The following is a 26,202-nucleotide window of genomic DNA, read 5'->3' as shown; positions in this document are numbered from 1 at the left end:
TGTCTAGCTTCCCAAGCCAATTTGAAATTGCAACCGGCCACAGACGCAAATTGCTCAGCGAAATGTACTTCCAGCAGGGATTGCACACAATCTAGGATCGGAACTTCAATGGCTCTTTCTGGCCGGGTCGAGGCATTGCCACCCGGAGACTCGCTCGCCGGAGACCAGCCATTGAGCGAGGGCGGACGAGACCTTGGATGTTCGAATTGGATGTCGACCTCGACCGACCGGTTGTGGCCGGAAGTGCCCGATCGACCCGGCAGCCCGGACAACTGGCGGCGACGGACTGTAGCCGACCCGGAGCGGCCGTACGAAATGTCGAACTGCTGTCGTTGAAGGAGCCGCTACCAGTTCGAGGGTGGTGCTGTACGCAGCTCGATGGATGCGATGACGCTGCTTTGATGATGATCTCACCAGAGCACAACACCGCAAAGCGGCCATCGTCGAGCGGCTGCTCATGGCCGGTCTCTGCCTGCCGGATGACGGTTGCCATGGCCCGCCGGCTCTAACCGACCCGAAGCTGACGCCAATGCGGCCGAAAGCAGGCGCTCAGAATCTTTGTCCAGACGTAACTATTCAGCGGGCATGGGCGAAAGCACGTTGCCGGTGAACGCGTGAGCCAAGGCTTCAAAGAGAGGTCGGGACTGCTTGCGCAGGGTGGCGAGGTAGGAGCGGATGGTGCAGAACGCGTCGAGACCGTTTTGGCTGCGGAAGCAGCCAGAGACTTTCTGCTTGAGCTTGGGCATGCGGATGTCGCGCTCGGCCAGATTATTCGTAAATGGCACCCGATGATCGGCAATAAAGCGCCAGACCTGGTCGGCATGACGTTCCAGACGCGCCAGCAGATTGAACGCAGGGCTTTGCTTGATCTTGCCTCGCTGCTTTGCCTGCGAGGGGGCACGCTGCTGCTGCGGATTGAGTCTACGGCCTTCGGCAATCAACTTGCTCGAACGCTGCCGGTAGTAACTTTGACGCTGTTTGGGCAGGCTCTGCGCACCCTGGTCGATACTGCGGCCGACCTCGCCGCACGCTTGGCGCAGCAGCTCAATCAGCTTTGCGGCCCAGGGCTGCTGTGTGGTTTCCGAGATGAAAATCAGCTCGCGCAGGTGATGGGCGTTGCACAACGCGTGCTCGCATTCATAGTGCGCATAGGGGGCCCAGCCGTCATGCACGGCAACGCCCGTGAACGCCGGGAGAATGCCGTGACTGTCCATGGCCTCTTTGCCCCGCTTCTGATGCGCGCCCAGCCAGCTGAGCATCGCCGTCGATACGCTATGCAGCCAGTGAAGCTTGCCTGCCACGTGCACCCCCGATTCGTCGAAGTGTGCCACGGTCGCCTCCTGCAACGCCTGCCTGATCTGTGCAACGGCAGGCTTGAGCGCAAAGGCGGCTTCGTTGATGCAGTTCTGGACTGTACCTGTGCTCAGCCGCACACCGAACAGATCGGCCAGCGCCTGGGTCGTACGGTCCACCGGCAGCTGCTGATATTGCGTCAGGTACACGACTGCCGCCTTGATCTGCGATCCGTACTGCGCCGCCTGACTCACGCCTGCGGGGAACGCTGCGCGATGCACCTTCCCGCATCCGCACTGTGCCCGCTCGACGCGATGCTCGGTCACTTCAAAGCGGATTGGCGGCAGGTCAATGACCTGCCGCGATTCGGCCAATACCGACACGTCCTCGCGGGCAATCGGCTGACCACAAGCGTCGCACAACGGCGCAACCGAATGGATTTCAACGTGATCAGGCTGCTCAACGCGCTTGAGCGTGTTGCCCTTGTGGCCGGGCTGACCACCGGCCTTTGCTTTGCCACGCTCGCGCAGAGACTTCGGCTTGCGGCGCAAGCCATCCGACGATGGCGGCTTGCTCGAGTTGTGACTGTCCTTCCCGAGCCTTGCCTCCAACTCATCCACCCGCTTCAGAAGCGTATTGACCATTGCGACCAGTTCGATGATGAACGCATCTTTCTGCTCGTGCGTCATCGACTTCAAATCGGGAACCGGCAACTCGGGGGTCTTATTCGACATCCCGACACTATGCCGGGTTCAGCCAATGTTTACAACACCCGCTGAATAGTTACGTCCAGACGAGAAAACCCGCTCGCCCGCACCGCCGTTCATGGTCAAAGTGAGGTAAAGTGACTCCGGCCCAGCGTGCCGCTGTTCGTGGAGTGTTGGTACTGTATGAATATCCATTTCGCCTTAACAGCACTCGTGCGGGATGCAGGCCGCGATCCATGCGCCGATGTTAGGGAGACAGGTGGCGGTGTTACACAGCAACGCTGTTTTCCTAAAACCAAGTTAGAACGTATGCGCACACTGTAACTTTTAAACCACAAAGGAGAGCATTCATGGCACTTAAACCAGGGCCAAAGCCGATAGCAGAATCAACAGGGAAACCGGATCAGCGCCGCCGTGATAACAAAACCACACCAGGGAATACACCGTCCCTCAAACCTAGCAAATCTAGCAATCCGCCAAAAAATAAATGACAGGGGGCTCTCGTTAATTTGCCCTTCTAACCCGGCAGTCGATCGGACCTGCGCGAAATGCCGCGCAGGCCGCTCACTTCGACGTTGGATGACGGCTCTTGGCCGATGATCCGACTGGCTGCTTCTGGCCGGGAAGCGCCTGATAGACCCCGAAATCCCCTAGGGTGACGCCGGCCGGCAGGAGTCGACCCCCTGCGGCCCTTCGACCCGGCGTGGCGTTTACGGCAGCTTCCAGGGTGCAACGGTCATTCGTGTATTCGGGTCGGCCGGCAGGTGCTCGGCCGAAGCGGACATTGGCCCTAGGAGTTTGTCGGGCTTTGCAGTCTTCCGCAAGATGACGTTGTCCGAGATAATCGCTGGCGCACAACCAAAGACCTACCCGATGAGCCGCTTCGTTCCCGTAGACCGAGATACCGCGTACCTGTTGCCGCCCTCAGTGGACGAATGGCTGCCCGATGATCACTTGGCGCGCTTCGTAGTCGAAGTCATCGAGCAGCTCGATCTGAGCGAACTGACACGCCAATACGCGGGCCGGGGTTCGGCGGCGCACCATCCCGCCGTGTTGCTGGGCTTGCTGATCTACGGCTATGCCAATGGCGTGCACTCGAGCCGCAAGCTCGAACGCGCGACCTACGACTCGGTGGCCTTCCGCTATGTGGCAGCCAACACCCACCCGGATCACGACACGCTGGCGACGTTCCGGCGTCGATTCCTGAAGGAGGTGGAGGCGCTGTTTGTGCAGGTGCTGGTGCTGGCGCGCGAGATGAAACTGCTCAAGCTCGGGCACATTGCGCTGGACGGCACCAAGATCGACGCGAACGCGAGCAAGCACCGCGCCCTGTCGTGGGGTCATGCCCAAAAGATCGAGGCGCAGTTACGACAGGAAGTGCAGGCCCTGCTTGCGCTGGCCGAGAACAGCGACCGCGCAGCCATCCCGGATGGCATGGACGTGCCGGCGGAGATCGCTCGACGCGAAGACCGCTTGAGCGCGATGGCGCTGGCCAAGGCAAAGATCGAGCAGCGCGCCGCCGAGCGTCATCAACTCGAACAGCAGGAGTACGAGGCCAAGACGGCTAAGCGCAAGTCTCAGCGGGACGCTGGCAAGAAGCCGCGCGGCAAGGATCCCGAGCCACCAGAGGCGGGGCCCAAGGATGGCGATCAGGTGAACCTCACGGATGAAGAGTCACGCATCATGCCCGTCTCGGGGGGTGGCTTCGAACAAAGCTACAACGCGCAAGCCGGGGTAGACACAGAGACGATGATGGTGGTCACCCAGCACGTGAGCCAGGCGTGCAACGACAAGCGCGAAGTCGTGCCCACGCTGGAGCAGATCGCGGCGTTGCCTGCGGTGCTGGGCGAGGTGCGCACGCTGATCACGGACAACGGCTTCTTCAGTCAGGCCAACGTGATCGCGTGCCACGATGCAGGGATCGAGCCGCTGCTGGCGCTAAGGCGGGAGCCGCATCATGCCCCTGTGCTGGAGCGCTTTGCCCCCGATGTGCCGCAGCCCCAGACCACGGACCCGGTTGTGCAGATGGCGCACCGACTGGGCACACAAGCCGGGCGCGCCCTCTACAGCTTGCGCAAGCAGACGGTGGAGCCGGTGTTCGGCATCATCAAACGGGTAATGGGTTGGCGCCAGATGAGCATGCGCGGGCTGGACAAGGCGCAAGGCGAATGGAGTCTTGTGACCATGGCCTGGAACATCAAGCGCATGCACGTTCTGCGAGCGGTTGGATAGCAAAGTGCGCCTCGACTACCCAAAGCCGAGCCCCTAAGGCGCTCCAATGTGCCATCACAGTGCCTCGTCAACCATCAAGAGCGTTCGATCAGCGCGATTGCCGTCCAAAAATCTCGTCGCACCGATCATTCGGATTCGCCCGGGCTCAAGTCCGACGGACTCCTAGGCAACCATTCCTGGTGGTCCACTGTGAAGTTAGCGTTGGGAGGATCCCCCCAACGTCCTTAGCCATACTCCACTCGTGTAACGCTGTTTGTTGCGCGCCCGTATGAGACTGCCGGCTACCATTATGCCTGTGAACCAAATCGCCGAGGAGATGAGGTGCGCCACCCGACGATGCTTGATGGCGACCAATGGACATCGATACTAGTGCGAATGCCTGTGATGAATGTCCGGGTAGTGGGGATGCTTGTGAACGATGGGGGCGTGTCGGTGGGCGTGCACGTGGGGTTCCTTTCCATCCCACGAAAAATCATGCTCGTGCTGATGGTGTTCATCGTGACGATGCGCATGCGTGTGTTCCATCGCTTCATGAGTGTGTTCGTGCTCGTGCCGTTCGCGCAGATGCAGCCACACACCCAATGCCATCAGCGCTGCGGCGAGCCAGAACAGGACATTCGGTATCTCCGGCCACAAGAGGAAGGAGATGACCACACCGAACAAGGGGGCCACTGAGAAATAAGCACCTGTCCTGGCCGTACCAAGATGACGAAGCGCGATCACAAACAGCGCCAGGCTCACGCCATAGCCGGCAAAGCCGATCACCATCGCCGAAGCTAAAGGTAACGCTCCCGGGAGCGTGCCGCCTGCAACCAGTGCGAATCCCGTATTACATGCGCCCGCGACCAAGCCCTTCAGACAGGCGATCAGGACTGCATCATTCGAGGACACCTTCCGGGTGAGATTGTTGTCGACCGCCCAGCATCCGCAGGCGGCAATAATGAGCAGCGCACCTGGGGACAAGGTGGCAGCACCCGGCTGCCAGGAAAGAAGAATGCCCCCCGCAACGATGGCAACCATGCCAAGCACAATCTGCCGATCGGCGTTCTCCTTGAACACGATCCAGGCGATGAGCGCCGTGAAGACGCCCTCCACATTCAATAGGAGCGAGGCGGATGCCGCGCTGGTCACAGCAAGCCCGGTCATCAGAAGTGCCGGGCCGGCCACTCCACCAGCCAGGATCGCTCCCAAAAGCCACGGAATTTCATGCCTCGGAATCGGAGGTTGCGGTGGGGTCCGGCTGTCGGCCTTCCGCGTGAGCTTCCTTAAGAGCAGGAATCCGCCAAGGCCCAGGCCGCTACCCAGGTACAACAGTCCCGCCAGCAACAGCGGCGAGACTGAGCCCGTCAGGGTCTTGGCCAGCGGCGTGCTAGCGCCGAACAGGAGTGCGGCGGCGAGTGCCGGGGCGGCGGAACGAAGGGACATGTCAGCAATGTCATGGGGGAATGGTTGCCTATTGTCGCGCGTTTGCGGAGAATACGAGCCTGTTATCCATATTGCGAGTGCAGCGGCCTCCCCGCGGCACCGCTGGCTGGTTCGTGCAACGCCTTGTATCGCGCTTCGTCGTCCGTCTGGTGACGCTGCTGTTCGTTCTGAACTGCGGCGCGACCTTGGCTGCGGCGCCGGCATGGCTCCACCACGAAATGGAACACGCACTGGAGCACGCGCACGATGCTGCCGGGCTGGATGGCAAGGCAGACGGTGGTGAGCAACTTGCTGCCGAATTTGCCGTGTCCGATCACGACGACGATTCCGGCATTCCACATGGCGCACTGCATGCCTTCGCCCAACTGCCTGCCACGCTGCATCCGCATGCGCCCCTGGTGATTTTGGAGCGCACGGGGACACCGCCATCACATACCGCAGCAGACGCCCCGACCGACCAGCCTCCAGGTCTTCCCTTCAAGCCGCCCCGAGTCTGACCCCACCAGGCGCTTCCTCTGCGCCGTCCAAGCCTATCTGCTGACGCGGCTTGCCCACGTCGGCGGCCCATTCCTGTCGCTTAACGAGTTCCGACATGGTCGCATTTCCGTGCCCACGCGGCCGGCGCGCGGCAACGGCAGCAGCGTTTCTCCTGACGCTCCAGCCGTGCGCTTCGCATGCCCAGCCGTCTGATGCCGGCATCGGCGCTGCCGCACCTGCAGCCTCGGTTTCCGCACATCCCGCATTGACGTTGCAAGCCGCGCAAAGCCGCGCGCTGGCAGCGAATCCTTCACTCCTCGCCGCAGAGAAGGAGCGGCTTGCCTGGGATGGCACGGTTCGCCAGGCCGGGGCCTACGCGAATCCCGAACTCTCCCTGGAGGGCGACGAGTTGCGCAGCGACAGCCGCACTGAGGCGATCCGTCTGATTCAGCCCATTGACGTAAGCGGAAAGCGACGGGCCCGTGCTGCCGTAGCCGAGGCAGGCAGGGACCGGACCAGCGCTACCCTGGCGGCCAGGCGCAGCGAGCTGCGCATCATGGTTGCCAGCGCCTTCGTATCGCTGCAGGAGGCCGAGGCGCTGGAGCGCCTGGCGGGCCAGAAGCTGGAGACCATCGAGTCTTTCCGGAGTGCAGTTGGCCGCCGCGTAGATGCGGGCAAGGTGTCGCCGATCGAGCGGGAGAAAGTCGGCTCGGATGCGGGAGGCGCTCTCATCGAGGCGCAGGACGCGAGGCAACGGACTGCGCTGGCCCGCCGGCGACTGGCCAGCTTCTGGGCCCGCACCGATGCGCCGGATTTCACGACGGTCAGCGGGCCGTTTGGCGAGGCGGCAGCGTTCCCGAGTCGCCAGATCGTTTTGAACGCCCTGTCGCAGCGCCCGGAATATCAGGCACGGCAGCAAGCCATCCGCGAGCAAGAGGCGCGGCTTGAGCTGGAGCGCGCTCGCCGGGTCGGCGACGTTACGGTTGCCGCGGGCGTCAAGCGGGTCCACCAGGCCCCCACGTTTGGCCAGCCCACCGCGCAGAATACGTTGATGTTATCCGTCGGCATCCCCTTGCCGCTGTTTGACCGGAATCAGGGGAATATCTACGAGGTGACCCAGCACGTAGACCGAGCCCGCCTGGAAGCCGATGCCACACGTGACCAGTTGCAGCTCAGGGCGCTCGAGCTGTCCGACGGCATCACACTGGCGGCCAACGAACTCAAGACCCTGCGCGAAGCGGTACTTCCCGCTTCGCGTGAAACGGCTCGTGCGGTCATGAAAGGCTATGAGTTCGGCAAGTTTTCCTACCTGGAAGCACTGGACGCACAGCGTGCCTACTTCCGCAACGAAGCTCAGTACATCGCCGCCGCGGCGCGGTACGAGCGTCTGAAGAACGAGATCCTTGAATATGCCGGTAGCCCGGCGGCCAACCCGGGAGCGCAACCATGAACACCAAGTCCGCTGTCGCACTGGCTGTGGCCACGCTCCTCGTCGGAATCATTGCCGGTTTTCAACTCGGAACTCGCAATGCAGGCAGTTCGCCTCAGTCCGCTCAAGCCGCACACGGCTCCGAGGCGCCAGCCGCGGAAGCAGCCAAACGCGGCCCACACGGCGGGCGCGTGCTCGAGGATGGGCCGTTCCAGGTCGAAGTGACGATCTTCGAGCAAGGCGTCCCTCCGCAGTTCCGGCTCTATCTGTATGAGAACGGCAAGCCGCTACCGCCCAAGGCTTCGCAAGCGACGATCTCGCTGCAACGCCTGGGCCGGCCGGCCGAGCCCATCGCTTTCCATGCCGAACGGGACTACCTGCGTGGCGACAAGACCGTGGTCGAGCCGCACTCGTTCGATGTGACCGTGTCCGCCGACCACAATGGCAAGACGTCGCGCTGGCGATACGCGCAGGTCGAAGCGCGGGTCGAGATGGGCGACGCGCAGTTGAAGGAGGCGGGCGTCAATGTACTGACCGCGGGGCCAGTCCGCATTCGTTCCGTCCTTGAGCTGCCCGGCGCGATCAAGCCCAATGGCGACCGCTTCGTCCCGCTGTTGCAGCAGTTCAATGGAACCGTGGTCGCGGCGCCAGTTGGGGAAGGGACGCACGTCAAGCGTGGCGACATACTGGCAGTTGTGGAAAGCCCTGAAGTCGGCGACTTGCGTAGCGCGCTCGCCGTCGCGCGAGACAAGGCGCAGCTGTATCGGCGAACACTCGAGCGGGAGGAAAAGCTCTTTGCCGAGCGCATTTCGCCGGAACAGGACGTGCTCGCAGCGCGGCAAGCCTATCGCGAAGCCCAGATCACCGCAAACGCCGCCGCACGTAAGCTGGAGGCGATGCGCGTGACCGCCGGCGGCGGCGCCAACGTCGCCCGGGTCGAGCTGCGCGCCCCCATTGACGGCGTGGTCACGGGGAAGTCAGTCGCGCCGGGCCAGGCTGTCGACGCCGGCACCGTCCTGATGTCAGTCGCGGACACGTCCACGGTCTGGGTCGAGTTGCCCATCTATCCGAAGGACATGGCCGCCGTGCGCCCCGGCCAGGCTGTCGTCATCAAGGCGAGCGATGGCGAGACCGAGGCGCAGGGCAAGGTGGAGGCAGTCAGCGCGGTCGCCGGCGAGCAGACACGCACGGCCACGGCGCGCGTTGTCCTTCCCAATCGCGAAGGTGTGTGGCGTCCGGGCACGCTGGTCAATGCTGTGCTGACCACTGGCGAGCAGGATGTCGCTGTCGCGGTGGACAAGAGTGCGATCCAGACAGTGCGTGACTGGAAAGTCGTGTTTGGCCGGTACGGGCAATACCTCGAAGCCCGTCCGCTCGAACTTGGGCGTAGTGACGGGAAGATGGTGGAGGTGATCGAGGGCCTGTCAGCCGGCGAGAAGTACGCGGCCGGAAACAGCTTCACCGTGAAGGCCGAGCTGGGCAAGGCCGGCGCGACACACGACCACTGAGGCCACGGGAGTCCGCCATGTTCGACAGATTGCTTCAATTCTCCATCCAGCGCCGCTGGCTTGTGATGCTGGGCGTCCTCGCCCTCGTCCTGGTCGGCATCGCAAGCCTCCTCAGGCTGCCCATCGACGCGGTGCCTGATATCACCAATGTGCAGGTGCAGATCAACACGCGCGCGGAGGGGTATTCGCCACTTGAGGTTGAGCAGCGCGTCACCTTCCCAATCGAGACGGTGATGGCCGGCCTGCCGAGTCTTGAGGCCACGCGCTCGGTCTCGCGCTACGGGCTGTCCCAGGTGACTGTGGCCTTCAAGGACGGCACCGACATTTATTTCGCCCGGCAGCTCGTCAACGAGCGGATAACCGAGGCCCGTGAGCGGCTGCCGCCCGGCGTCACCCCGGCGTTGGGGCCGATCGCGACCGGCCTGGGCGAAATCTTCATGTACACGGTGAAGGCTCGCCCCGGCGCCCACAAGGAAGATGGTTCCGCCTATACCCCGACCGATTTGCGCGAGGTCCAGGACTGGATCATCCGGCCGCAGTTGCGCACGGTAAAGGGTGTCACCGAGGTGAACTCCGTTGGTGGCTTTGTCAAACAGTTCCACGTGACCCCGGACCTGACAAAGCTGGCCGGATTTGGCTTGACCCTTGCGGATGTCTCGCGTGCGCTCGCGGAGAACAATGCCAACGTCGGCGCCGGATACATCGAACGCCAGGGCGAGCAATACCTGGTTCGCTCGCCCGGACAGGTGACGTCCCTGGACGACCTGTCTGCCATCGTCATCGAAACCCGCGGCAGCACGCCGATCCGCATCGGTGATGTTGCCACGGTGCATCTGGGCCAGGAACTGCGTAACGGTGCGGCGACGGAAAACGGTCAGGAAGTGGTGCTGGGAACGGTCTTCATGCTGATCGGCGAGAACAGCCGCACGGTTTCGTCCGCCGCCGCCGCCCGGCTTCAGGAAATCAATGCCAGCCTGCCCGGCGGCATAGTCGCGGAACCCGTGTACGACCGGACCACTCTGGTGGACCGCACGATCAATACCGTCAGCAAGAATCTGCTTGAGGGGGCCGCACTCGTCATCGCCGTGCTCTTCGTACTGCTCGGCAACCTGCGCGCCGCGATCATCACCGCAATGGTGATTCCCCTCTCCATGCTGTTCACGATCACCGGCATGGCGGGCAACGGTATCAGCGCCAACCTGATGAGCCTCGGGGCGCTCGATTTCGGCATCATCATCGACGGTGCGATCGTCATCGTCGAAAACTGCATCCGACACCTCGCGCACGAGCAGCGCCGGCTGGGGCGCCCGTTGACCCGCGACGAACGCTTTGCCCTGGTATTCAAGTCTTCGCGCGAGGCGCGCAAGGCCATTCTCTACGGGCAACTCATCATCATGGTGGTCTACCTGCCCATCTTTGCCTTGACCGGCGTTGAAGGAAAGATGTTCCATCCGATGGCGCTCACGGTCGTGCTGGCGCTCGTCGGCGCCATCATTCTGTCCGTGGTCTTCGTGCCCGCCGCCATCGCCATGTGCCTGACCGGGAGCATCAAGGAGAGCGAAGGCAGGGCCTACGCCGCGATCAAACGTCTCTATGCGCGGCAGCTCGATCGTGCATTGGGCAGGCCAGTTCTTACCCTCGGGATCGCCGGCGCCATCCTCGCCGGAAGTGCGGTGCTTGCGGCAAGGATGGGTTCGGAGTTCATTCCCAGCCTCAACGAAGGGGACATTGCCTTGCATGCCCTGCGGATTCCAGGCACCAGTCTGTCCCAGGCAATCCAGATGCAGGAGGCGCTGGAGAAGCGCATCAAGGCGTTTCCGGAAGTGGACCGCGTCTTCGCCAAGATCGGAACGGCCGAGATCGCGACGGACCCGGTACCGCCCAGCGTGGCCGATAACTTCGTCATCATGAAGCCGTCGTCCGAGTGGCCGGACCCGCGCAAGCGCAAAGAGACCCTGGTTGCAGAAATGGAGCAGGCTGTTGCCAGGATTCCTGGCAACAACTACGAGTTCACCCAGCCTATCCAGATGCGATTCAATGAACTCCTGTCAGGCGTGCGCGCCGACGTGGCGTTCAAGATCTTTGGCGATGACATGGAGACCCTGGAGAGCCTGGGCAAGCGCGCCGAAGCGTTGCTGGAATCCGTGCCGGGTGCCGCTGACGTCAAAGCTGAGCAACTGACGGGATTGCCGGTGTTGTCGGTGAACTTTGACCGGCAAAAGCTCGCCCGCTACGGTATTTCCCTGGCCAGTGCACAGCGGGTGGTGAACACAGCCATCGGCGGGCAGGAAAGCGGCACCTTGTTCGAAGGCGACCGGCGCTTCGATATTGTCGTGCGCCTGCAGGAGCAGGTTCGTTCCGACCCGGACAAATTGCGCATGCTGCTGCTTCCCGTGCCGGGCGGAACGGCGCGCTATGTGTTGCTTGGGGAGGTAGCCACGCTGGACGTGACGCAGGGTCCCAACCAGTTGAGCCGCGAGAACGGCAAGCGCCGGGTGGTTGTGACGGCAAACGTTCGTGGCAGAGACCTGGGCTCATTCGTCCGCGAGGCGCAAGCGAAGGTTGGCGGCGGCATCAAGTTGCCTGCAGGCTATTGGTCTAGCTGGGGCGGTCAGTTCGAGCGGCTGGAGTCCGCTGCCAACCGGCTCGAGATCGTTGTCCCCGTCGCGCTTGGCCTGATCTTCCTGTTGCTGTACGGCATGTTCACAAGCGTAAAGGATGGCCTGTTGGTATTTACCGGCGTGCCGTTTGCATTGACCGGGGGCGTTATCGCGCTGTGGCTCCGCGACATTCCTTTCTCCATCTCCGCCGGAGTGGGCTTCATCGCGCTTTCCGGGGTGGCGGTGCTCAACGGCCTGGTGATGGTCTCGTTTGTCCGCCAGCTCCGGGCCGAGGGGACGCCTCTTGACGCAGCGGTCAGAGATGGCGCGTTGCTTCGCCTGCGGCCGGTGTTGTGCACTGCGCTTGTGGCATCGTTGGGCTTTGTACCGATGGCGATTGCCACCGGTGCCGGTGCCGAGGTGCAGCGCCCGCTAGCCACCGTCGTCATAGGTGGGGTCCTGTCTTCGACGTTCCTGACCCTGCTTGTCCTGCCATTGCTCTACAGATGGGTGTATCGGAATGACGCGAAAGAACGCTCGCAAACAGCGCGTCTTGCCCGTGGCATTGCGCCACCTTTGGAGGGTGTGGGCGATTAGGCCCCTTTTGCTTCTGTGCTGTGTTATTTCGCGCTGGAGTTTCCGAATGAGAAGGCGTCGAACAAGGTCACGCTGTCCGCCTTGGTCCATACGCCGACGGCGCCAGCCCCGCTGATGTGGTCGTCTGCCACATCGATGTAACGCTTGCCGTCCAGTGACACATGGATGCGGTTTCCAGCGAATTCCACGCGAAGCGTATGCCAGGCGCGGGCAGCGACAGGGGCCTCCTGATACTGGATCGTGTGCCTGCGGCCGCTCGTCGTGTAGTACAGCGAGACATTGTTCTCCAGCGCGTTGGCCCGTGCGACGTAGTAGTTATCGCCGTCCTTCCAGCGCCAGACGACGCCGCCTGCCTGGTCTTCGCGGCCGGCCATCGGCTTGAACTTGACCTCCACGAAGCCATCGGTGGTGGAGGCGGCTTGCCTGACGCACCAGGGGAAATCCCCGTGGCCCGATTGCTTGAGCACGTTGGCGCTGTTCGGTGACGTCGGGTCCGCCTCGACGGTCCATTTCGGCGTGCCGCGGCCGGTGACACCGGCTACCCATCCCGCAGGCAATGCACCTTGTTTGTCCTGGTTGAACATGAGCGTTTCTCCCATCGCCGGCATCGCCATCAGCAGCATCCATGGAATGAGGATGATTCGATTCATGAGTACCTCCGCGGCGATGACACCGTTAGCGTTTTCATGCAGACATCTTGGATGGCCACCGATGCGTTTCCGCCTGGCAGTACTGGCACCATGCGTATAGGGCGTCGTACATCACCATGCCGTGCCGGAGCATCTCATGATCGTCCGAAAAGACCTGCGAGAGGCCCAGCGAGATGGCGTAGAGGCCGCCGGACTGAGGCGTCAGATCCAGCTTCGCCGTGTCGGCGCCACGCACGATGCCGGCAAGTTGTTGCAGGGCCGGATCGATAAGTTGGTATTTGTCCAGGAACGCGTCGAAGCTGCACAAGTCGCCGACATGCGAAAGCTCGACGCCGGGGATGTCATAGGGAATGGCACCGGTCTCGCCGGCGATCTTCACGACGTCGCCAGTCGGCACGTACAAAAATTCCGGCTCCTTGTCGATAAACCGGGCAATCAGCCAAGGGCAGGCAATCCGGTCGATCTTCGGACGTTCGCGGGTAATCCATTGCATGGCTGGCTCCTTACGCTTTGCCGATAGTCGGGTGATTGTCGTCGGCCCACTGTTCGATGCCGCCCGCGAGATAGGCTGCGCGCAAGCCCGCCGTCTCAAGCCGGGCGGCGCAGCCCTGGCTGACTTGATGGCCGCGCACACAATAAACAATCACCGGCCGGCTGGTGTCGAGTGTGGAGATCCAACTAGCAATATCGTCGGGGTCGCGCCAAGAGGCACCCGCGATCATTTGCACGCTGGCATCAAAGGCCGGCTTTCGTCTGACGTCGATAATCTGCGGTGGAACCAGAGCTTGAATGGCTTCTGCGAGTTCGCGGGGGGAGATGGCGGTGGGCATGGATCTTGGATCCGGAATTACTTCTGGGCCACGGCGAACCGCTCGGCAGCCTGGTCCCAATGGATGTTCTGCATGAAGGCATCCACATACGCTGCAGCTTTTGCGCCGAAGTCCATATGGTAAGAATGCTCATACATGTCGAGCGCCAGGATCGGGTTGGCCCCGGCGAGGGTATGTGCATGATCGGGCGCCCACTGGTTCACGAGCCGCTGGTCGCGCGGTGAGTAGGTCAGCAGCACCCACCCCGAGCCGCCGCCTAGCGCCTTGCCCATCGCGGTGAACTCGGCTTGCCAGCGCGCCACACTGCCGAAGTCACGAATCAGCGCCGACTCCAGCTCGCCACCCAGGGTACCGCCATCCCCGAGCCCGCCGAAGTACACCTCGTGCAGGATCATCGAATTGGTGGCGATCAGTTCTTCTCGCTTCAGGCCATTGAGCACAAAGACGGGCGCGGTCGCCGGATCCAGCGTGGCGAGTTCCGACGTGATGGCGTTCAATCGCTTCACCGCGCCGCCATAGTTGTTCTCGTAATGGCTGACGATCAGTTTTTCCGAGAGACCGGTGAGCTTGCCTGGATCAACGCCTAGCGGCTTCATTTGGTAGGTCATGATGGGTTCCTTGTTCGTGCGGCTCATGTGTGGAGGAGCGGATAGGCGACCAAGCCAACCAGCGATGCGCCGAGGACGATGACTGGCTCAGGCACCTTCTTGAATTTCCAAAGCAGCGCGACCGTGACGAGCGCAAGCAAGACGGTGGGCAGATCGACAATCGAGCGTTTGGCCAGGACGATCACGGCACCGGTGATGGCCCCGACGGCCGCCGCCGTCACGCCATCGACGAAGGCGATGATGCCGGGCCGCTTCCCATACTTCTTGAAGTAGGGTGCCGGGATCACGGTGAACAGGTAGCAAGGCAGGAAGGTGCCCAGCGCGGCCACAGAGGCGCCCGGCAGGCCAGCAACCAGATAGCCGATGAAGCCGACCGTAATCACCACGGGGCCCGGCGTGATCATGGCCACCGCCACTGCGTCGACAAACTGTTTGTCGTTCAACCAGTGGTGTTCAGTCACGACGCCGCCGTAGAGGAACGGCACGATGGCAAGCCCGGAACCGAATACGAATGCGCCGGCTTTGGCAAAGAACACGCCGATCTGCGTCAATAGCGGCCAGTCCACCGTGCTGACGATCCCGCTCACCGCGGGTACTTGCGTTGCCGCAAGGGCATTGAGACCGCCTTGGCGCAGCCACTTGGGTGGCGCGCGCCAGAACCACACCACGATGCCGGCCGCGAGGAACAGCCAGGCGATCTCGGATTCGGTGACGACGGTCACCGTTGCCAGCACCAGGTAGATCACCCACAGCAGCTTGTCCTTGCCCACGCTCTTGTTCGTGAGCTTGTAGGCGCTGATGGCAATGATTCCGATGACTGCAGCACCGACCCCATAGAACACCGACTGCATCCAGGTCAGGCCGCCAAACCGTACGTAGGCCCAACCCAGCGCCACCACCATCAGGAACGATGGGATGACGAATGCGATCCCCACCAAGGTCGCTCCCACGATGCGGTAGTGCACGTAGCCTAGATAGATGGCGAGCTGCGCGGCCAGCGGGCCGGGGGCCAACTGCGCCAGCGCCAGGCCTTCCTTGTAATCGGCATCGGTAATCCACTTGCGCTCATCCACCAGGTCCCGGTGCATGTAGCCTGCGAGGGCTACGGGGCCGCCGAAGCCCAGCGTACCCAGGCGCAACATATAGAGCACAAGTTGCCAGAGCGTATAGCCGGGCCGTTCGGCAGTTGGCGCCTGCGGGATGTCCGTTTGCTGCAGGTTGCTCATGAATTTTCCTTGAGATGAATTCGGTGCCGGCTAGCGTTTCCGGTTACTCGAAAAGTGGAAATACAGGGAATCCAGCACCAAGCCGATTTCAGCGAGCAGCGCGTCATCGTCGGGTAGCCGCTCGCGGGCACCGGCCAGGACCGCCTCGAACCCGCTGGCCTCCGGTACAGCCGGGCCGCCGACATCCAGCGCATGGACCATCCCCGCCAAGCGCAGCAACCCAGGATTCGATTCCAGGGCAAAACTGGCCAGCAGCACCTCGAAGGACACCCGTTCGCCGACATGGGTGAACGTCGCACCGTCGAAATCGAAGCCAAGCGCGTCATCCGGGCAGTCGGCAGGGTTTTCGAGCCAGCGGAAGCGGGCGTGCGGGTCGACGAAGCGCTGGATCAGCCAGGCGCTGGCCACCCGGTCCACCCACAGGTGGCGGCGCGTTGCCCACAGCCGTCCTTGATACTGGGCCGGATCCCGTCGGGCAATGCTGGCCGACGAAGGATGCGGCTCGCCGGGCGACTGGATTGTCGCGATGGCCCCGCTAAAATCATTCCACCGGGCTTCGGCACGGGTCGAAGCCTCGTTGGGAAAGAAGTCGATCTTGCGAATCGCTTCGTACGTTCGCCCGTGCCGGCGCAGCAGGCGGTTGAGTTCGGCCGCACTCAGACCGGAGAGGGTTTTGCGAGCATCGGACAATGCTGCCTGCAGTTCGGCATAGTCAGGGGTGCGGTCAAACAGGGCGCGGTATGCAGCAACCTCCCCGGCATCTTCGGCGTGGACGCTCAGCAGCCACGCTTGTCCGTCTTCCTGTGTGGTTTCGTCGGCGAGTTCACGTAGCTGGGCAACTTGCTCGTCGCCTGCGGGCAGCAGGTAAGCGCCGTCGCGCAGCGCGGCGCAGCCGAGCGTCTTGATCGTGCGCCAGATCCGCATGCGCGCCGTGGCGCCGGATGTCGGCAGGCTGACAATCAGCAGGATCCAGGAATCAGCGAAGGTGGGCATGCGGACATCTTAGAAGCCGATAGAATGGCTTTCAATGATGTAGAGATGTCTACATACGTCGCCGAGCTACAAGCGAGAACCGTATCAGGTCGGTCGATTGGGTGCCTTCATAAGCATTTTGCTCGGCTGAGGTAAGGCTTGGGGGACAACGGCTGGGTGGCTCGGGCTAAGCAGCCTGCTACCAGCCGCTGTAACAACAACGACTATGTCCGCTTTGGCCGATGAAGGAGCGTTCGTCTTTGACTATCGGACGGCCGGTTACGGGGCAAAGCCGACACCTGAACGTCCGACCGCCGACGCATGTGAACGGCGGGTTGTGGCCGATTGGGTGAGGTCGCCAACGGCCGCTTATTGGCACTCCAGTTCGCAAACCTGAATTTGGCCGACTGACCGGTTTGGAGAACGTTATGTGACCGGAGTGGGTCGGGAGTACGCACTGCCGAATGGCCGCTTCCGGGCACCTGAATCCCACTGGCCGCTTTCCAGCGCTGAGTTTGAAGATCGGGCTGACGCACCCCGACCCGAAGCTGCCCTTCGACGCATCTAATCGGCAATGGCTGGCGTCGACTGAAGAAGGGACCGTGCTTATCCGGTTAGCTCCCAGACCTACTAGATGTAGTGGGTAGCGATTTTTTGGCATAGAGCTCGGCATAGGTCGGCGCGGTGACGTCACCAGCGATGCCGAGCAGGGGAGCGAAACGCGTTGAAGGGATAGAAACGGCGGTTGAAGCGGAAGGTGAATTCGTTGAGATAGGCTTGTAGGTGCTGCGGGCTGACACCGTGCTGAATACCGCGCAGCCAGGTCTTGAGATTGGAGAACACAAGGTGAATGATCGGCAGGAAGGTTTCGGCCACTTGCATGTCACCGCGCTGCGCGATGGCGATATGGCCATAGCCGCGCTCGCCCAGCTTGGCATAACCGCTCCAGTCGTCGGTGATGATGGTTGCGCCGGATGCAACGGTACGCTCGATGAATCCGTCCAGCGACCGGGCACTTCGGTCAGGAACCAGAGCGAGCCGAACTCGTCCGGCATACCGTGCGCTCTTGCGTTTGTTGCGGCTGCCGGCAAGCTTGCGTTGCCGAACCTCGACAGCGCCGGCCACAAGAACCATGTCGTGCACGCCCCTGCCTTTGCCGCGAGTACGCCCACCGACGTAGGCCTCATCGGCCTCGACGTGTTCCTCAGGCTTGCCACCGATCCGATCCTGGTCGGGGCGCACCATGCCGGCGCGCAACTTGTGGAGTATCTGGAAGGCGGTCTCGTAACGCGACAGGCCGAGTTGGCGCTGGAACTGAACGGCCGACATGCCAGGCGTCTGACTGGCGACCAGATACGCCGCCCAGAACCAAACCGACAGCGGTGTGTGCGTGCGCTCCATGACGGTGCCAGCAGTGAGGCTCGTGTCGCGTGTGCAATGGCGACAACGGAAAACGCCGGGGCGATTGGCAAAGCGGTACGGCTCATCAATCAAGCCACAGTGGCCACAAATGAACCCATCGCTCCATCGAGCGCGCTCAAGGTAGGCCATGCATGCCGCTTCGTCTGGAAACATCCGCTGAAACTCCGGCAGCGAGCCCGGAAACGGCAGATCGCCTCGGTCAAGCACGTCAATAACCATGGTTGCCCCGGGTTGGCACAGATGCCCAACATACTATCGGTAGGGGGCTTGGGAGACAACCGGATAAGCACGGAAGGGACATTGGCGCGCCGCCAGAGGCCGCCGACGATTGCCTACCGGAAGCGTCCAAACTGAAATACGCGAGTCAGGACGATAACCATTCTGCGAGCTTCGACCAACGACGTTCTGTTTGCTTGCCCTTGACCGCAATCGCCAGTGCACGCTTTTGCCCGACTAGTACAACGAGGCGCTTGCCGCGCGTGATCCCGGTGTAGATCAGGTTCCGCCTGAGCATCATGTAGTGCTGCGTTGAGACGGGAATCACCACAACCGGATATTCCGATCCCTGGGATTTGTGGATGGTGGTCGCGTAACACAGCACCAGCTCATCCAGTTCGCCAAATGCGTAGGTTACGATGTGCTCATCAAAGATCGCTGTGAGCTCCTGCTCTTCAGAGTCGATGTGGGTCACAAATCCAATGTCGCCGTTATAGACGTCCTTGTCGTAGTTGTTCTCGATCTGCATGACCTTGTCGGCGACACTGAAGTGATAGCCAAACTTCTCGATACTGTGTTCGCCCGGCGGGTTCAGCGCCTCCTGCAACATCTGGTTGATGCCGCGAGCCCCGGTGAGGCTGCGGTTCATCGGGCACAGCACCTGAATGTCGCGCACGGGGTCCAGCTGGAATTTTCGGGGTAGCCGGGTCTTGACCAGGTCGACAACGGTCCGGGCAACCGCCTCGGGTTCTTCCGCCGGCACGAAATAAAAATCGGACTCTTCGCCTTTTTCCGGGAGGGCCGGGAACAGCCCCTGATTGATCTGGTGGGCGCTCCGGACGATGCGCGACGTAGCGGCCTGCCGGAATACCTCAGTCAGGCGTACGACAGGCACCGCGCCCGATTCGATCAAGTCAGAGAGAACCTGTCCCGGGCCAACCGAGGGGAGCTGATCCACGTCGCCGACGAAGATCACCGCGGTGGCGCTCGCCACCGCCTTCAGTAACTGGTTCGCCAGCGGCACGTCGACCATCGAACACTCGTCAGCCACCAGCAGATCACATTCGAGCGGCGACTCCTCGTTGCGCTTGAATTGCCCATTGGCCGGATTGACTTCAAGCAGCCGGTGGATCGTCTTCGCCTCAAGCCCGGTCGATTCCGACAATCGCTTGGCCGCCCGTCCGGTTGGTGCGCACAACAACGCCTTCACCTGTTTTGCACGCAGGATCGTCAGTATCGAATTGACCAGTGTCGTCTTCCCGACGCCAGGGCCGCCGGTGATGACCAGCAGCTTTGACGAAAGAGCCAGACGAATCGCCTGCTTCTGGCTATCGGCAAGCTGGATCGCGAGCTTTTTCTCAACCCAGGGAATTGCCTTGTCGGCGTCAAATGCGGTCCATGGCGGCGATCCAGACTTCAGACGCTTCATTTGCGAGACGATCGAAAGCTCGGCGTTGTACAACGGCGCGAGGAAAACGCTTGGAACGCCGTCAACGGTATCGGCGATTACGACTTCCTCTACCAGTTCCTGGTCGATCGCATCCTCGATGATGGGTTGCGGGATTTCGAGCAGCTTCACGGCAAGCGACACGAGTTGGCTCCGGGGCAAGCCACAGTGGCCTTCTCCGGCTGCTTCTGACAACGCGTAGGAGACGCCAGCCCGTGCACGCAGCGGGGAATCATGTGCGATACCGATCTTCTGGGCGATGGTATCGGCCGACAGGAACCCGATGCCGCGAATGTCCCGGGCCAACCGGTAAGGATTTTCCGTGACGATAGCGATGGCGTCCTGGCCATAGGTCTTGAAAATCCGCACGGCGCGGGACGTCGAAACGCCATTGCCATGCAGAAAGATCATGATCTCGCGGATCATCTTCTGATCGGCCCATCCAGAGGTGATCTTTTCGGCACGTATCGCGCCGATCCCCTCGACTTCCCGAAGCCGCTCGGGTGCCTGCTCGATGATGTCGAACACGGCAGCACCGAAGGCTTTTACAAGCCGACCGGCGTACACCGGACCGATACCCTTGACCATCCCGGAGCCGAGGTAGCGCTCGATGCCGTTCAGCGTGTTCGGTGGCGAAATCTTGACGAAGACCGCCTTGAACTGTCTGCCGTGCTCTCGATCCGTGACCCATGTACCTGACGCTGAGGCGTACTCGCCTGGCGCCACGGTCGGGGTGTGCCCGACCAGGGTGACGAGTTCACGCTCGCCTTTGACCTTCAGCCGTAGGACGCAGAAGCCGCTATCGGCGTTGTGGAACGTGACGCGCTCGACGAGTCCCGCGAGGCGTTCCGGTTCGGGCCGGGGTGCGGCGTTGGGGGGGCTTGCTGACATGAATGAGGCGCGGCTTGTGGTATCGCGACTGAAATGCTGACAGGATTGGCATCCTACAGTGTGACAAGGCGAGCGCGCCAAAGATGTCGAAGATAATGCGGGTCATCTTCCCTGACAGACACTCCAATTTTGCCCATGAACACGTTGAACGAAGTGCTCCCCCGCCTTACCGTCGACCAGTTGAAATCGCTGATGCGCTGGCTTCCTGATACCTCCCCCATCGGAAGGAAGGACCAACTGGTCGGGCAAATTTTGAAAAGCGTCGACGGCGACGGGCTGCGCACACTTTGGGATCGTCTGGATGATACCCAATGCATGGCGGTGGCAGAGACCGCGTACGCCCTGGGCGGTCTCTTTGATGGAAACCGGTTCCGGGCGAAATACGGACGGTTGCCCGACTTCACGGTCAAGGAGAATGGCCGCCGCAATTCGTATTATGGACCGCCGACGGCCCTGGGCCTTTTCTTGTACTACCAAGATGGGTGTTACGGCCTGCCCGATGATCTGCGCGAGCGATTAAAAGCCTTCGTGCCCGAACCCGAGCCCGTCAGGCTGAGCACAATAGAAACGCTTCCAGAGGAGATCAGTGAAGACCGGCTGACAGTGCGACACACCGAGCGCGATGCCATGGTGGATCTGTCGGTTCTGCTGCGTCTGACGGATCAGGGCAAGATCCAGGTCAGCGACAAAACGTCGCTGCCCGGCTCAGCCACGCTGCGCCTGCTGTCGGAGAGCCTCGCCGGTGGCGATTTCTATGCCGATAGACCTAAGCAGCATCAATGGGATCAGGAAATCGGCCCAATCAAGGCGTTTTCGTGGCCGCTCATGCTTCAGGCTGCCGGACTGGTGCAACGGGATGGCAGCAAACTGGCGTTGAGCACGGCGGGGCGGAAAGCTTTGGCTTCCTCCCAAGCCAGCGTCTTGGGTACGATCTGGAACAAGTGGCTTAAATCCGGTCTGTTTGACGAGTTCAGCCGCGTTGACGTCATCAAGGGGCAGAAATCGAAAGGTCGCGTCATGACTGCCCTGGCGCCGCGTCGTGCCGCTATCAATGAAGTGCTGCGGCTCTGTCCGGTTGGAGCGTGGATCGACGTCGATGACTTTTCCCGGTTCATGCAGGCGACCGGTCAAACGTTTGACGTATCGCACAACCCTTGGAAGCTTTACATCAGCGACCAGCAATATGGCAGTCTGGGTCACGATGGCTACCATAGCTGGGAGATTCTGCAGTTGCGCTATCTGCTCTGCGTCCTGTTCGAATACGCCGCCGCCCTTGGCATCATTGATGTGGCCTACATCGAACCGACTGAAGCGCGTGACGACCTTGGCGACCTGTGGGGGACGGACGATCTGGGATTCCTTAGCCGCTACGACGGCCTGATCTACTTCCGTGTGACGCCGCTGGGTGCCTGGTGCCTCGGATCGGTCAAGGATCACACACCGTCCCCGATCCGGCCCAGCGTCAAGCTTGCTGTCTTGCCCAGTCTGCAGGTAAATGTCGTCGGCGGAAGCCTGTCGACGGAAGAATCGCTAACGCTGGATACCTGGGCCGCAGAGGCAACGGATAAGAGTTGGCGCCTGGACCGCCAAAAGGCCGTTGGAGCGATTGAGAAAGGGCGCGACATTGCCGAACTTCGAGCGTTTCTGCAGACCCGGGAAGACCAGCCCCTGCCCGAAACAGTGGAGTCCTTCATCAAGACCGCCGAGAAGCAGGGCAAGGCTCTGAAAATCTCGGGAACTGCATTGCTGATCGATTGTGAGAATGCGGAAATCGCCGCCATGATCGCCACGCATAAGGAAACAGCCGGTTTGTGTCAACGCGCCGGCGATCGACAACTGGTGGTCCGGCTTGAAAACGAAGAGAAATTCCGGAGCCTAATTCGCATTCTGGGATTTGGCATGACTACCTGAAGCCCTACCTTGACGCGGATCACATCCGGCAGATGTTTGCTACAGGGCGCTCAGCGAAATCCAGGAAGGTCTCTTTCTTCGAAAGCGGGCGTCCCCGTCACGGTACTTTTCTGCCCTTGACTCCGATCCGCGACGTGCCAGAAAGGCCGGGGACGTGACGGGCACGGTCGGCGCGCGAAGGTCCATTGACTGGCCGGGACCGACGTTCGAATGTCCGTGCGATAGCGCACGCCAATGGCCGCAGGTGGCCGACAAGCGCTCGCTCGCCGGCCTTGATGGCATCAAACGTCAGTCTGCTCTGCAATTTCTAGAGCATCATCGACCTCGATGCCGAGATATCTCACAGTGCTCTCGATTTTCGTGTGCCCGAGGAGCAACTGCACGGCGCGCAGATTCTTCGTGCGGCGGTAGATTAGCGACGCCTTCGTTCGCCGTAAGGTGTGTGTGCCGTAGGCCGAATCATCGAGGCCGATCGAAGCGATCCATCCGTGAACTAGCCGGGCGTACTGCCGTGTCGAAAGATGGGCCGAGGCGTGGAGCCGGCTTGGGAACAGGTAGTCTGACGGACGCAGACCGCGCGATCGAATCCAGGCATCAACGCTCTCGCGTGTCTGCTCGGTAATCTCGAACTGCACTGGTCGATGGGTCTTTTGCTGCGTCACTATTGCTCGGGCAGCCACGTGACCGCCGTGGCATACGTCTTGGACCTGCAGTCGAGTCAGATCGCAGGCTCGGAGCTTGCTGTCGATTGCGAGGTTGAACAGTGCCAGCTCGCGCGCGTTCGCGGACATCTGCAGCCTGGTTCGGATCGCCCATATTTCCTTGAGCTTCAATGGAGGCTTCTGACCTGTGAGCTTTCCTTTGTTCCAAGGTGCACGAGGCACGGCAGGGGAATTTCGCGTGTCCATGACGATCTCCTTTCAGGTGAAGGGAGATTCAGTTTGCGCTACTGGCAACGGTCTCCGTCCGACCCACACCGGTCAGATAACTTTCTCCAAACCGGTCAGTCAGCCAAATTCAGGTTTTGCGAACTGGAGTGCCAATAAGCGGCCGTTGGCGACCTCACCCAATCGGCCATGAAGCGGTCGCCGGAAGCCACGTGGTGAACGTCCGCTTTGGCGAAATCTAATAACCAAGGCGTATCGGCGATGGCGCCCCCGTGGAAAACTCGCGATAACAGGTTTCTGGGGTATCCATTTAACCGGAGTCGTTACGCCTCCACGGCCTGTTTTGCCGGGGACGTTCGAGACTGGGAGGATGTCCGCGTTTCCAAGGCGGCGTCGGGTGCACGGCCTTGGGGCTCTTTTTGTTAGTTAGGAACTGTCAAAAAATAACTTTTACAAGTGGACGTGTTTGTATAGCATGAAAGGATGGATGAAAAAGAAGCTGGAATCGCAGAGAAGTTCAAGTCATTGAGTGAGCTGTTAGATGAACAGCAGCGGCGGCTATGGGCGGCCACGGAGGCTCGCGCGTTGGGTTATGGCGGGGTAAGCATCGTTGCGCGAGCGACCGGACTGACGCGTCCGACGATCGTTGCAGGACTCAAGGAACTCGACGATGCGAAGGGGCCTGCATCGACAAAGACGCAGCGGCGTGTGAGACGAGCTGGAGCGGGGCGTCCGCGAGTGACGCACAGTAATGCAGAGCTGCGTCCGGCGTTGGAGGAGCTGGTCGAACCGACCACGCGAGGCGATCCGATGTCGCCGCTGCGCTGGACGTGCAAGAGCGTGCGGATTCTGGCGTCGGAGTTGACCCGCCAAGGCCACCCAGTCAGCCATCAGAGCGTGAGTGCGTTGTTGCAAGAAGCTGGCTACAGCCTGCAGGCCAATCGCAAGACACGCGAGGGTGCCTCGCATCCGGACCGCAATGCGCAGTTCGAGCACATCGCCAAGCGTGCCCGGCAATTTCAGCGACGCGGCCAGCCCGTGATCTCGGTGGATACCAAGAAGAAGGAACTGGTCGGAGACTTCAAGAATGCCGGGCAAGAGTGGCATCCCAAGGGGCAAGCGCCCCAGGTGCGTGTGCACGACTTCCAAGACAAGGAGCTGGGCAAGGCCATTCCATATGGCGTCTATGACCTGAGCGCCAACGCCGGATGGGTCAGCGTCGGTGTCGACCACGACACGCCGGAGTTTGCGGTCGAATCGATCTGCTGTTGGTGGCGACGCATGGGGCGCAAAACCTATCCCGACGCAACCGAGTTGCTGATCACCGCCGATGGAGGCGGCAGCAACAGTTCGCGCGCACGGCTGTGGAAGGTGGCGCTGCAGCGCATGGCCGATGCCACAGGGCTGAAGATATCGGTGTGTCACTTCCCGCCGGGCACCAGCAAGTGGAACAAAATCGAACACCGGATGTTCTGCCATATTACCGAGAACTGGCGCGGACACCCTCTCGTGAGCCACGAGGTGATCGTCAACCTGATCGCCGGCACAACCACCGCGAAGGGGTTGCGCGTGAAGGCTGCCTTGGACAAAAGATCCTATCCGACAGGCGTACAGGTTGACGACTCGACGATGGCGTCGCTGCATTTGAAGACCGACAAGTTCCACGGCGACTGGAACTACACACTATCTCCTGCTGCGTCGGTTCGATCCGTAAAATCATCCATCAAGTCGCGCGAAAAGTTGTAAAAGTTATTTTTTGACAGCTCCTTAGGTCGTGGTAGCGCACGGGGTCGTGAGCGACAGCGAGTTCCAGGATCCGGTAAAAAACAGCAGTCCGCGACTGCGTGAACCTCTGCGGTTGAAGCGGAACACGAATTCGTTGAGATAGCTGGGCAAGTGCGCGGCGTCCACCGCCCCTTGGTGTGTCCCGAGCAGCCAGCGCTTTGCCAAGGACGCAATTCGATGCACGCCTGGCAACAGCGTGCCCGGGTCTTTTCCCCGCGCGCGCGGGCTGCCCGCTGGCTACGTCGCTCATGGAGGTAACCGTTCTGCTCCAATCCCCGGTAGCCCGGCCAAGCGTCGGTGACTACCGTTGCCCCTGGCTCCACGTTGGCTAACACGAACGCCTTGTAGTGACTCCGTCGAGGCGTCCGTGATGGGTACCATACGGCAGCGACCGAACCCGCTGGGCTGCAGAAGTTCGACTGCAATACAGGTGAGTACCTTCTTTCCTTGGGCGCGTCCTCCGATCAACCCAGGCTCGATACCGCCAATGTAAGTTTCATCTACCTCTACCCTTCCGCGCAGGCGCTCCCGATCGGGTCGCACCAACACCGATCGCAACCGATGCAGCATGGCCCAAGCCGTCTGATAGGAACCAATCTGCAAGGTTCGCTTCAGACTCAGGGCCGAGATTCCGTCTTTGCCGCTGGCGAAGTTCCAGCAAGCAGCGAACCAAACTGTGAGTGGCGTACGGGTTCGATCGAAGATGGTCCCCGCGGTCACGGATGTCCTGTTGCCACAGCCCGTGCACATGAATCGCCCGTCTCCGAGTCGCCATCCGCCGGCTTGGCCGCAGTTCGGACAGACAAATCCTGTGGGCCAGCGCAGCCATTCCAGGTAATCCAGACAGTCAGCATCGGACGGAAACCATGTCTGGAATTCGCCGAAAGAACGAGGGTAGTCAATGTCTGCGATTGGGGGACCCATTTCCCAAGTATGGAATGACTCCGGTTAAATGGATACCCCAAACAGGTTTTATCGCGAATTTCTGGCCATGGCAGGCCAGCCGCCGGCGCTGTGGCCGGCCGGCTCCGCAAGATGACTCGAAAGCGCATGAGCGGATGGCCGGGCAGGGTGCCCGGTGCCTCTGTG

17 protein-coding genes and 2 pseudogenes are annotated in these 26,202 nt (G+C 61.5%); 7 read left to right on the top strand and 12 right to left on the bottom strand.

The features are described 5' to 3' along the window. Nucleotides 1-572: 572 nt before the first annotated feature. Nucleotides 573-2,027 (bottom strand): IS66 family transposase, encoded by a 1,455-nt coding sequence (gene tnpC / locus RS901_RS38060; RefSeq protein WP_316148913.1) that lies wholly within the window; start codon nucleotides 2,025-2,027, stop codon nucleotides 573-575. An 846-nt stretch (nucleotides 2,028-2,873) separates the two neighbouring features. Here tnpC and RS901_RS38055 point away from each other — a divergent pair. After that, a complete protein-coding gene (locus RS901_RS38055) occupies nucleotides 2,874-4,232 on the top strand; it encodes an IS1182 family transposase (protein ID WP_316153348.1) in 1,359 nt (452 codons plus the stop codon). A gap of 366 nt (nucleotides 4,233-4,598) precedes the next feature. Here the strand turns inward: RS901_RS38055 and RS901_RS38050 are convergent, their stop codons facing one another. Beyond that, nucleotides 4,599-5,657, bottom strand: coding sequence for a DMT family transporter (locus tag RS901_RS38050; RefSeq protein WP_316157957.1), 1,059 nt, complete (start codon nucleotides 5,655-5,657; stop codon nucleotides 4,599-4,601). Nucleotides 5,658-5,770: 113 nt separating this feature from the next. Here RS901_RS38050 and RS901_RS38045 point away from each other — a divergent pair, with 113 nt between their 5' ends. The 4 genes from RS901_RS38045 to RS901_RS38030 all read left to right on the top strand — a co-directional run bounded on the left by RS901_RS38045 (nucleotide 5,771) and on the right by RS901_RS38030 (nucleotide 12,268). Beyond that, a complete protein-coding gene (locus tag RS901_RS38045) occupies nucleotides 5,771-6,154 on the top strand; it encodes a hypothetical protein (RefSeq protein WP_316157956.1) in 384 nt (127 codons plus the stop codon). Nucleotides 6,155-6,249: 95 nt separating this feature from the next. Beyond that, nucleotides 6,250-7,584 carry a TolC family protein gene (locus RS901_RS38040; protein ID WP_316157955.1) on the top strand — a complete coding sequence of 445 codons (1,335 nt, stop codon included), beginning with the start codon at nucleotides 6,250-6,252 and terminating at the stop codon, nucleotides 7,582-7,584. Then, nucleotides 7,581-9,071 (top strand): efflux RND transporter periplasmic adaptor subunit, encoded by a 1,491-nt coding sequence (locus RS901_RS38035; protein ID WP_316157954.1) that lies wholly within the window; start codon nucleotides 7,581-7,583, stop codon nucleotides 9,069-9,071. Before RS901_RS38040 ends, RS901_RS38035 begins: the two co-directional genes overlap by 4 nt. Before the next feature lie 17 nt (nucleotides 9,072-9,088). Then, entirely contained in the window at nucleotides 9,089-12,268 is a 3,180-nt protein-coding gene (locus RS901_RS38030) for a CusA/CzcA family heavy metal efflux RND transporter (protein ID WP_316157953.1), read from the top strand. A 23-nt stretch (nucleotides 12,269-12,291) separates the two neighbouring features. Here RS901_RS38030 and RS901_RS38025 read toward each other — a convergent pair whose 3' ends face one another. The 8 genes and pseudogenes from RS901_RS38025 to recD2 all read right to left on the bottom strand — a co-directional run bounded on the left by RS901_RS38025 (nucleotide 12,292) and on the right by recD2 (nucleotide 20,530). Next, nucleotides 12,292-12,918 (bottom strand): hypothetical protein, encoded by a 627-nt coding sequence (locus tag RS901_RS38025; protein ID WP_316157952.1) that lies wholly within the window; start codon nucleotides 12,916-12,918, stop codon nucleotides 12,292-12,294. A gap of 34 nt (nucleotides 12,919-12,952) precedes the next feature. Further along, nucleotides 12,953-13,411, bottom strand: a complete 459-nt coding sequence (locus RS901_RS38020) for a chromate resistance protein ChrB domain-containing protein (RefSeq protein WP_316157951.1) — start codon at nucleotides 13,409-13,411, stop codon at nucleotides 12,953-12,955. A gap of 10 nt (nucleotides 13,412-13,421) precedes the next feature. Next, nucleotides 13,422-13,748, bottom strand: a complete 327-nt coding sequence (gene chrE / locus RS901_RS38015) for a rhodanese family chromate resistance protein ChrE (protein ID WP_316157950.1) — start codon at nucleotides 13,746-13,748, stop codon at nucleotides 13,422-13,424. 17 nt (nucleotides 13,749-13,765) lie between these two features. Continuing rightward, a complete protein-coding gene (locus RS901_RS38010; RefSeq protein WP_316157949.1) occupies nucleotides 13,766-14,356 on the bottom strand; it encodes a Fe-Mn family superoxide dismutase in 591 nt (196 codons plus the stop codon). Between the two features lie 23 nt (nucleotides 14,357-14,379). Then, a complete protein-coding gene (locus RS901_RS38005; RefSeq protein ID WP_316157948.1) occupies nucleotides 14,380-15,582 on the bottom strand; it encodes a chromate transporter in 1,203 nt (400 codons plus the stop codon). 30 nt (nucleotides 15,583-15,612) lie between these two features. Continuing rightward, nucleotides 15,613-16,575: a chromate resistance protein ChrB domain-containing protein gene (locus RS901_RS38000; RefSeq protein ID WP_316157947.1), complete on the bottom strand. Its 963-nt coding sequence runs from the start codon at nucleotides 16,573-16,575 to the stop codon at nucleotides 15,613-15,615. Nucleotides 16,576-17,168: 593 nt separating this feature from the next. Further along, nucleotides 17,169-18,195 (bottom strand): annotated as a pseudogene (locus tag RS901_RS37995) (IS1595 family transposase). Between the two features lie 145 nt (nucleotides 18,196-18,340). After that, nucleotides 18,341-20,530: an SF1B family DNA helicase RecD2 gene (gene recD2, locus RS901_RS37990; RefSeq protein WP_316157946.1), complete on the bottom strand. Its 2,190-nt coding sequence runs from the start codon at nucleotides 20,528-20,530 to the stop codon at nucleotides 18,341-18,343. Between the two features lie 135 nt (nucleotides 20,531-20,665). Here recD2 and RS901_RS37985 point away from each other — a divergent pair, with 135 nt between their 5' ends. Next, nucleotides 20,666-22,441, top strand: coding sequence for a hypothetical protein (locus RS901_RS37985; RefSeq protein ID WP_316157945.1), 1,776 nt, complete (start codon nucleotides 20,666-20,668; stop codon nucleotides 22,439-22,441). A gap of 281 nt (nucleotides 22,442-22,722) precedes the next feature. Here RS901_RS37985 and RS901_RS37980 read toward each other — a convergent pair whose 3' ends face one another. Next, a complete protein-coding gene (locus RS901_RS37980; protein WP_316157944.1) occupies nucleotides 22,723-23,349 on the bottom strand; it encodes a tyrosine-type recombinase/integrase in 627 nt (208 codons plus the stop codon). A gap of 462 nt (nucleotides 23,350-23,811) precedes the next feature. Between RS901_RS37980 and RS901_RS37975 the strand changes: the two genes are divergently transcribed. Further along, nucleotides 23,812-25,074 carry an ISAzo13 family transposase gene (locus RS901_RS37975; RefSeq protein ID WP_316157943.1) on the top strand — a complete coding sequence of 421 codons (1,263 nt, stop codon included), beginning with the start codon at nucleotides 23,812-23,814 and terminating at the stop codon, nucleotides 25,072-25,074. Here RS901_RS37975 and RS901_RS37970 read toward each other — a convergent pair. Beyond that, nucleotides 25,052-26,037, bottom strand: a pseudogene (locus RS901_RS37970) (IS1595 family transposase). The gene RS901_RS37975 and the pseudogene RS901_RS37970 overlap by 23 nt on opposite strands. Between the last annotated feature and the right edge of the window lie 165 nt (nucleotides 26,038-26,202).

It is taken from the genome of Cupriavidus sp. BIC8F, assembly GCF_032465815.1.
GTDB classification, from domain to species: domain Bacteria; phylum Pseudomonadota; class Gammaproteobacteria; order Burkholderiales; family Burkholderiaceae; genus Cupriavidus; species Cupriavidus necator.
This window is presented reverse-complemented; position numbering and strand designations above follow the sequence as displayed.

Excerpts from the sequence above, each read along its gene's own strand:
- tnpC (WP_316148913.1), bottom strand. The coding sequence starts at position 2,027 with ATGTCGAATAAGACCCCCGAGTTGCCGGTTCCCGATTTGAAGTCGATG.
- RS901_RS38030 (WP_316157953.1), top strand. The coding sequence starts at position 9,089 with ATGTTCGACAGATTGCTTCAATTCTCCATCCAGCGCCGCTGGCTTGTG.
- RS901_RS38040 (WP_316157955.1), top strand. The coding sequence starts at position 6,250 with ATGGTCGCATTTCCGTGCCCACGCGGCCGGCGCGCGGCAACGGCAGCA.
- RS901_RS38050 (WP_316157957.1), bottom strand. The coding sequence starts at position 5,657 with ATGTCCCTTCGTTCCGCCGCCCCGGCACTCGCCGCCGCACTCCTGTTC.
- RS901_RS38000 (WP_316157947.1), bottom strand. The coding sequence starts at position 16,575 with ATGCCCACCTTCGCTGATTCCTGGATCCTGCTGATTGTCAGCCTGCCG.
- RS901_RS38035 (WP_316157954.1), top strand. The coding sequence starts at position 7,581 with ATGAACACCAAGTCCGCTGTCGCACTGGCTGTGGCCACGCTCCTCGTC.
- chrE (WP_316157950.1), bottom strand. The coding sequence starts at position 13,748 with ATGCCCACCGCCATCTCCCCCCGCGAACTCGCAGAAGCCATTCAAGCT.
- RS901_RS38005 (WP_316157948.1), bottom strand. The coding sequence starts at position 15,582 with ATGAGCAACCTGCAGCAAACGGACATCCCGCAGGCGCCAACTGCCGAA.
- RS901_RS37975 (WP_316157943.1), top strand. The coding sequence starts at position 23,812 with ATGGATGAAAAAGAAGCTGGAATCGCAGAGAAGTTCAAGTCATTGAGT.
- RS901_RS38020 (WP_316157951.1), bottom strand. The coding sequence starts at position 13,411 with ATGCAATGGATTACCCGCGAACGTCCGAAGATCGACCGGATTGCCTGC.
- recD2 (WP_316157946.1), bottom strand. The coding sequence starts at position 20,530 with ATGTCAGCAAGCCCCCCCAACGCCGCACCCCGGCCCGAACCGGAACGC.
- RS901_RS37985 (WP_316157945.1), top strand. The coding sequence starts at position 20,666 with ATGAACACGTTGAACGAAGTGCTCCCCCGCCTTACCGTCGACCAGTTG.
- RS901_RS37980 (WP_316157944.1), bottom strand. The coding sequence starts at position 23,349 with ATGGACACGCGAAATTCCCCTGCCGTGCCTCGTGCACCTTGGAACAAA.
- RS901_RS38055 (WP_316153348.1), top strand. The coding sequence starts at position 2,874 with ATGAGCCGCTTCGTTCCCGTAGACCGAGATACCGCGTACCTGTTGCCG.
- RS901_RS38025 (WP_316157952.1), bottom strand. The coding sequence starts at position 12,918 with ATGAATCGAATCATCCTCATTCCATGGATGCTGCTGATGGCGATGCCG.
- RS901_RS38010 (WP_316157949.1), bottom strand. The coding sequence starts at position 14,356 with ATGACCTACCAAATGAAGCCGCTAGGCGTTGATCCAGGCAAGCTCACC.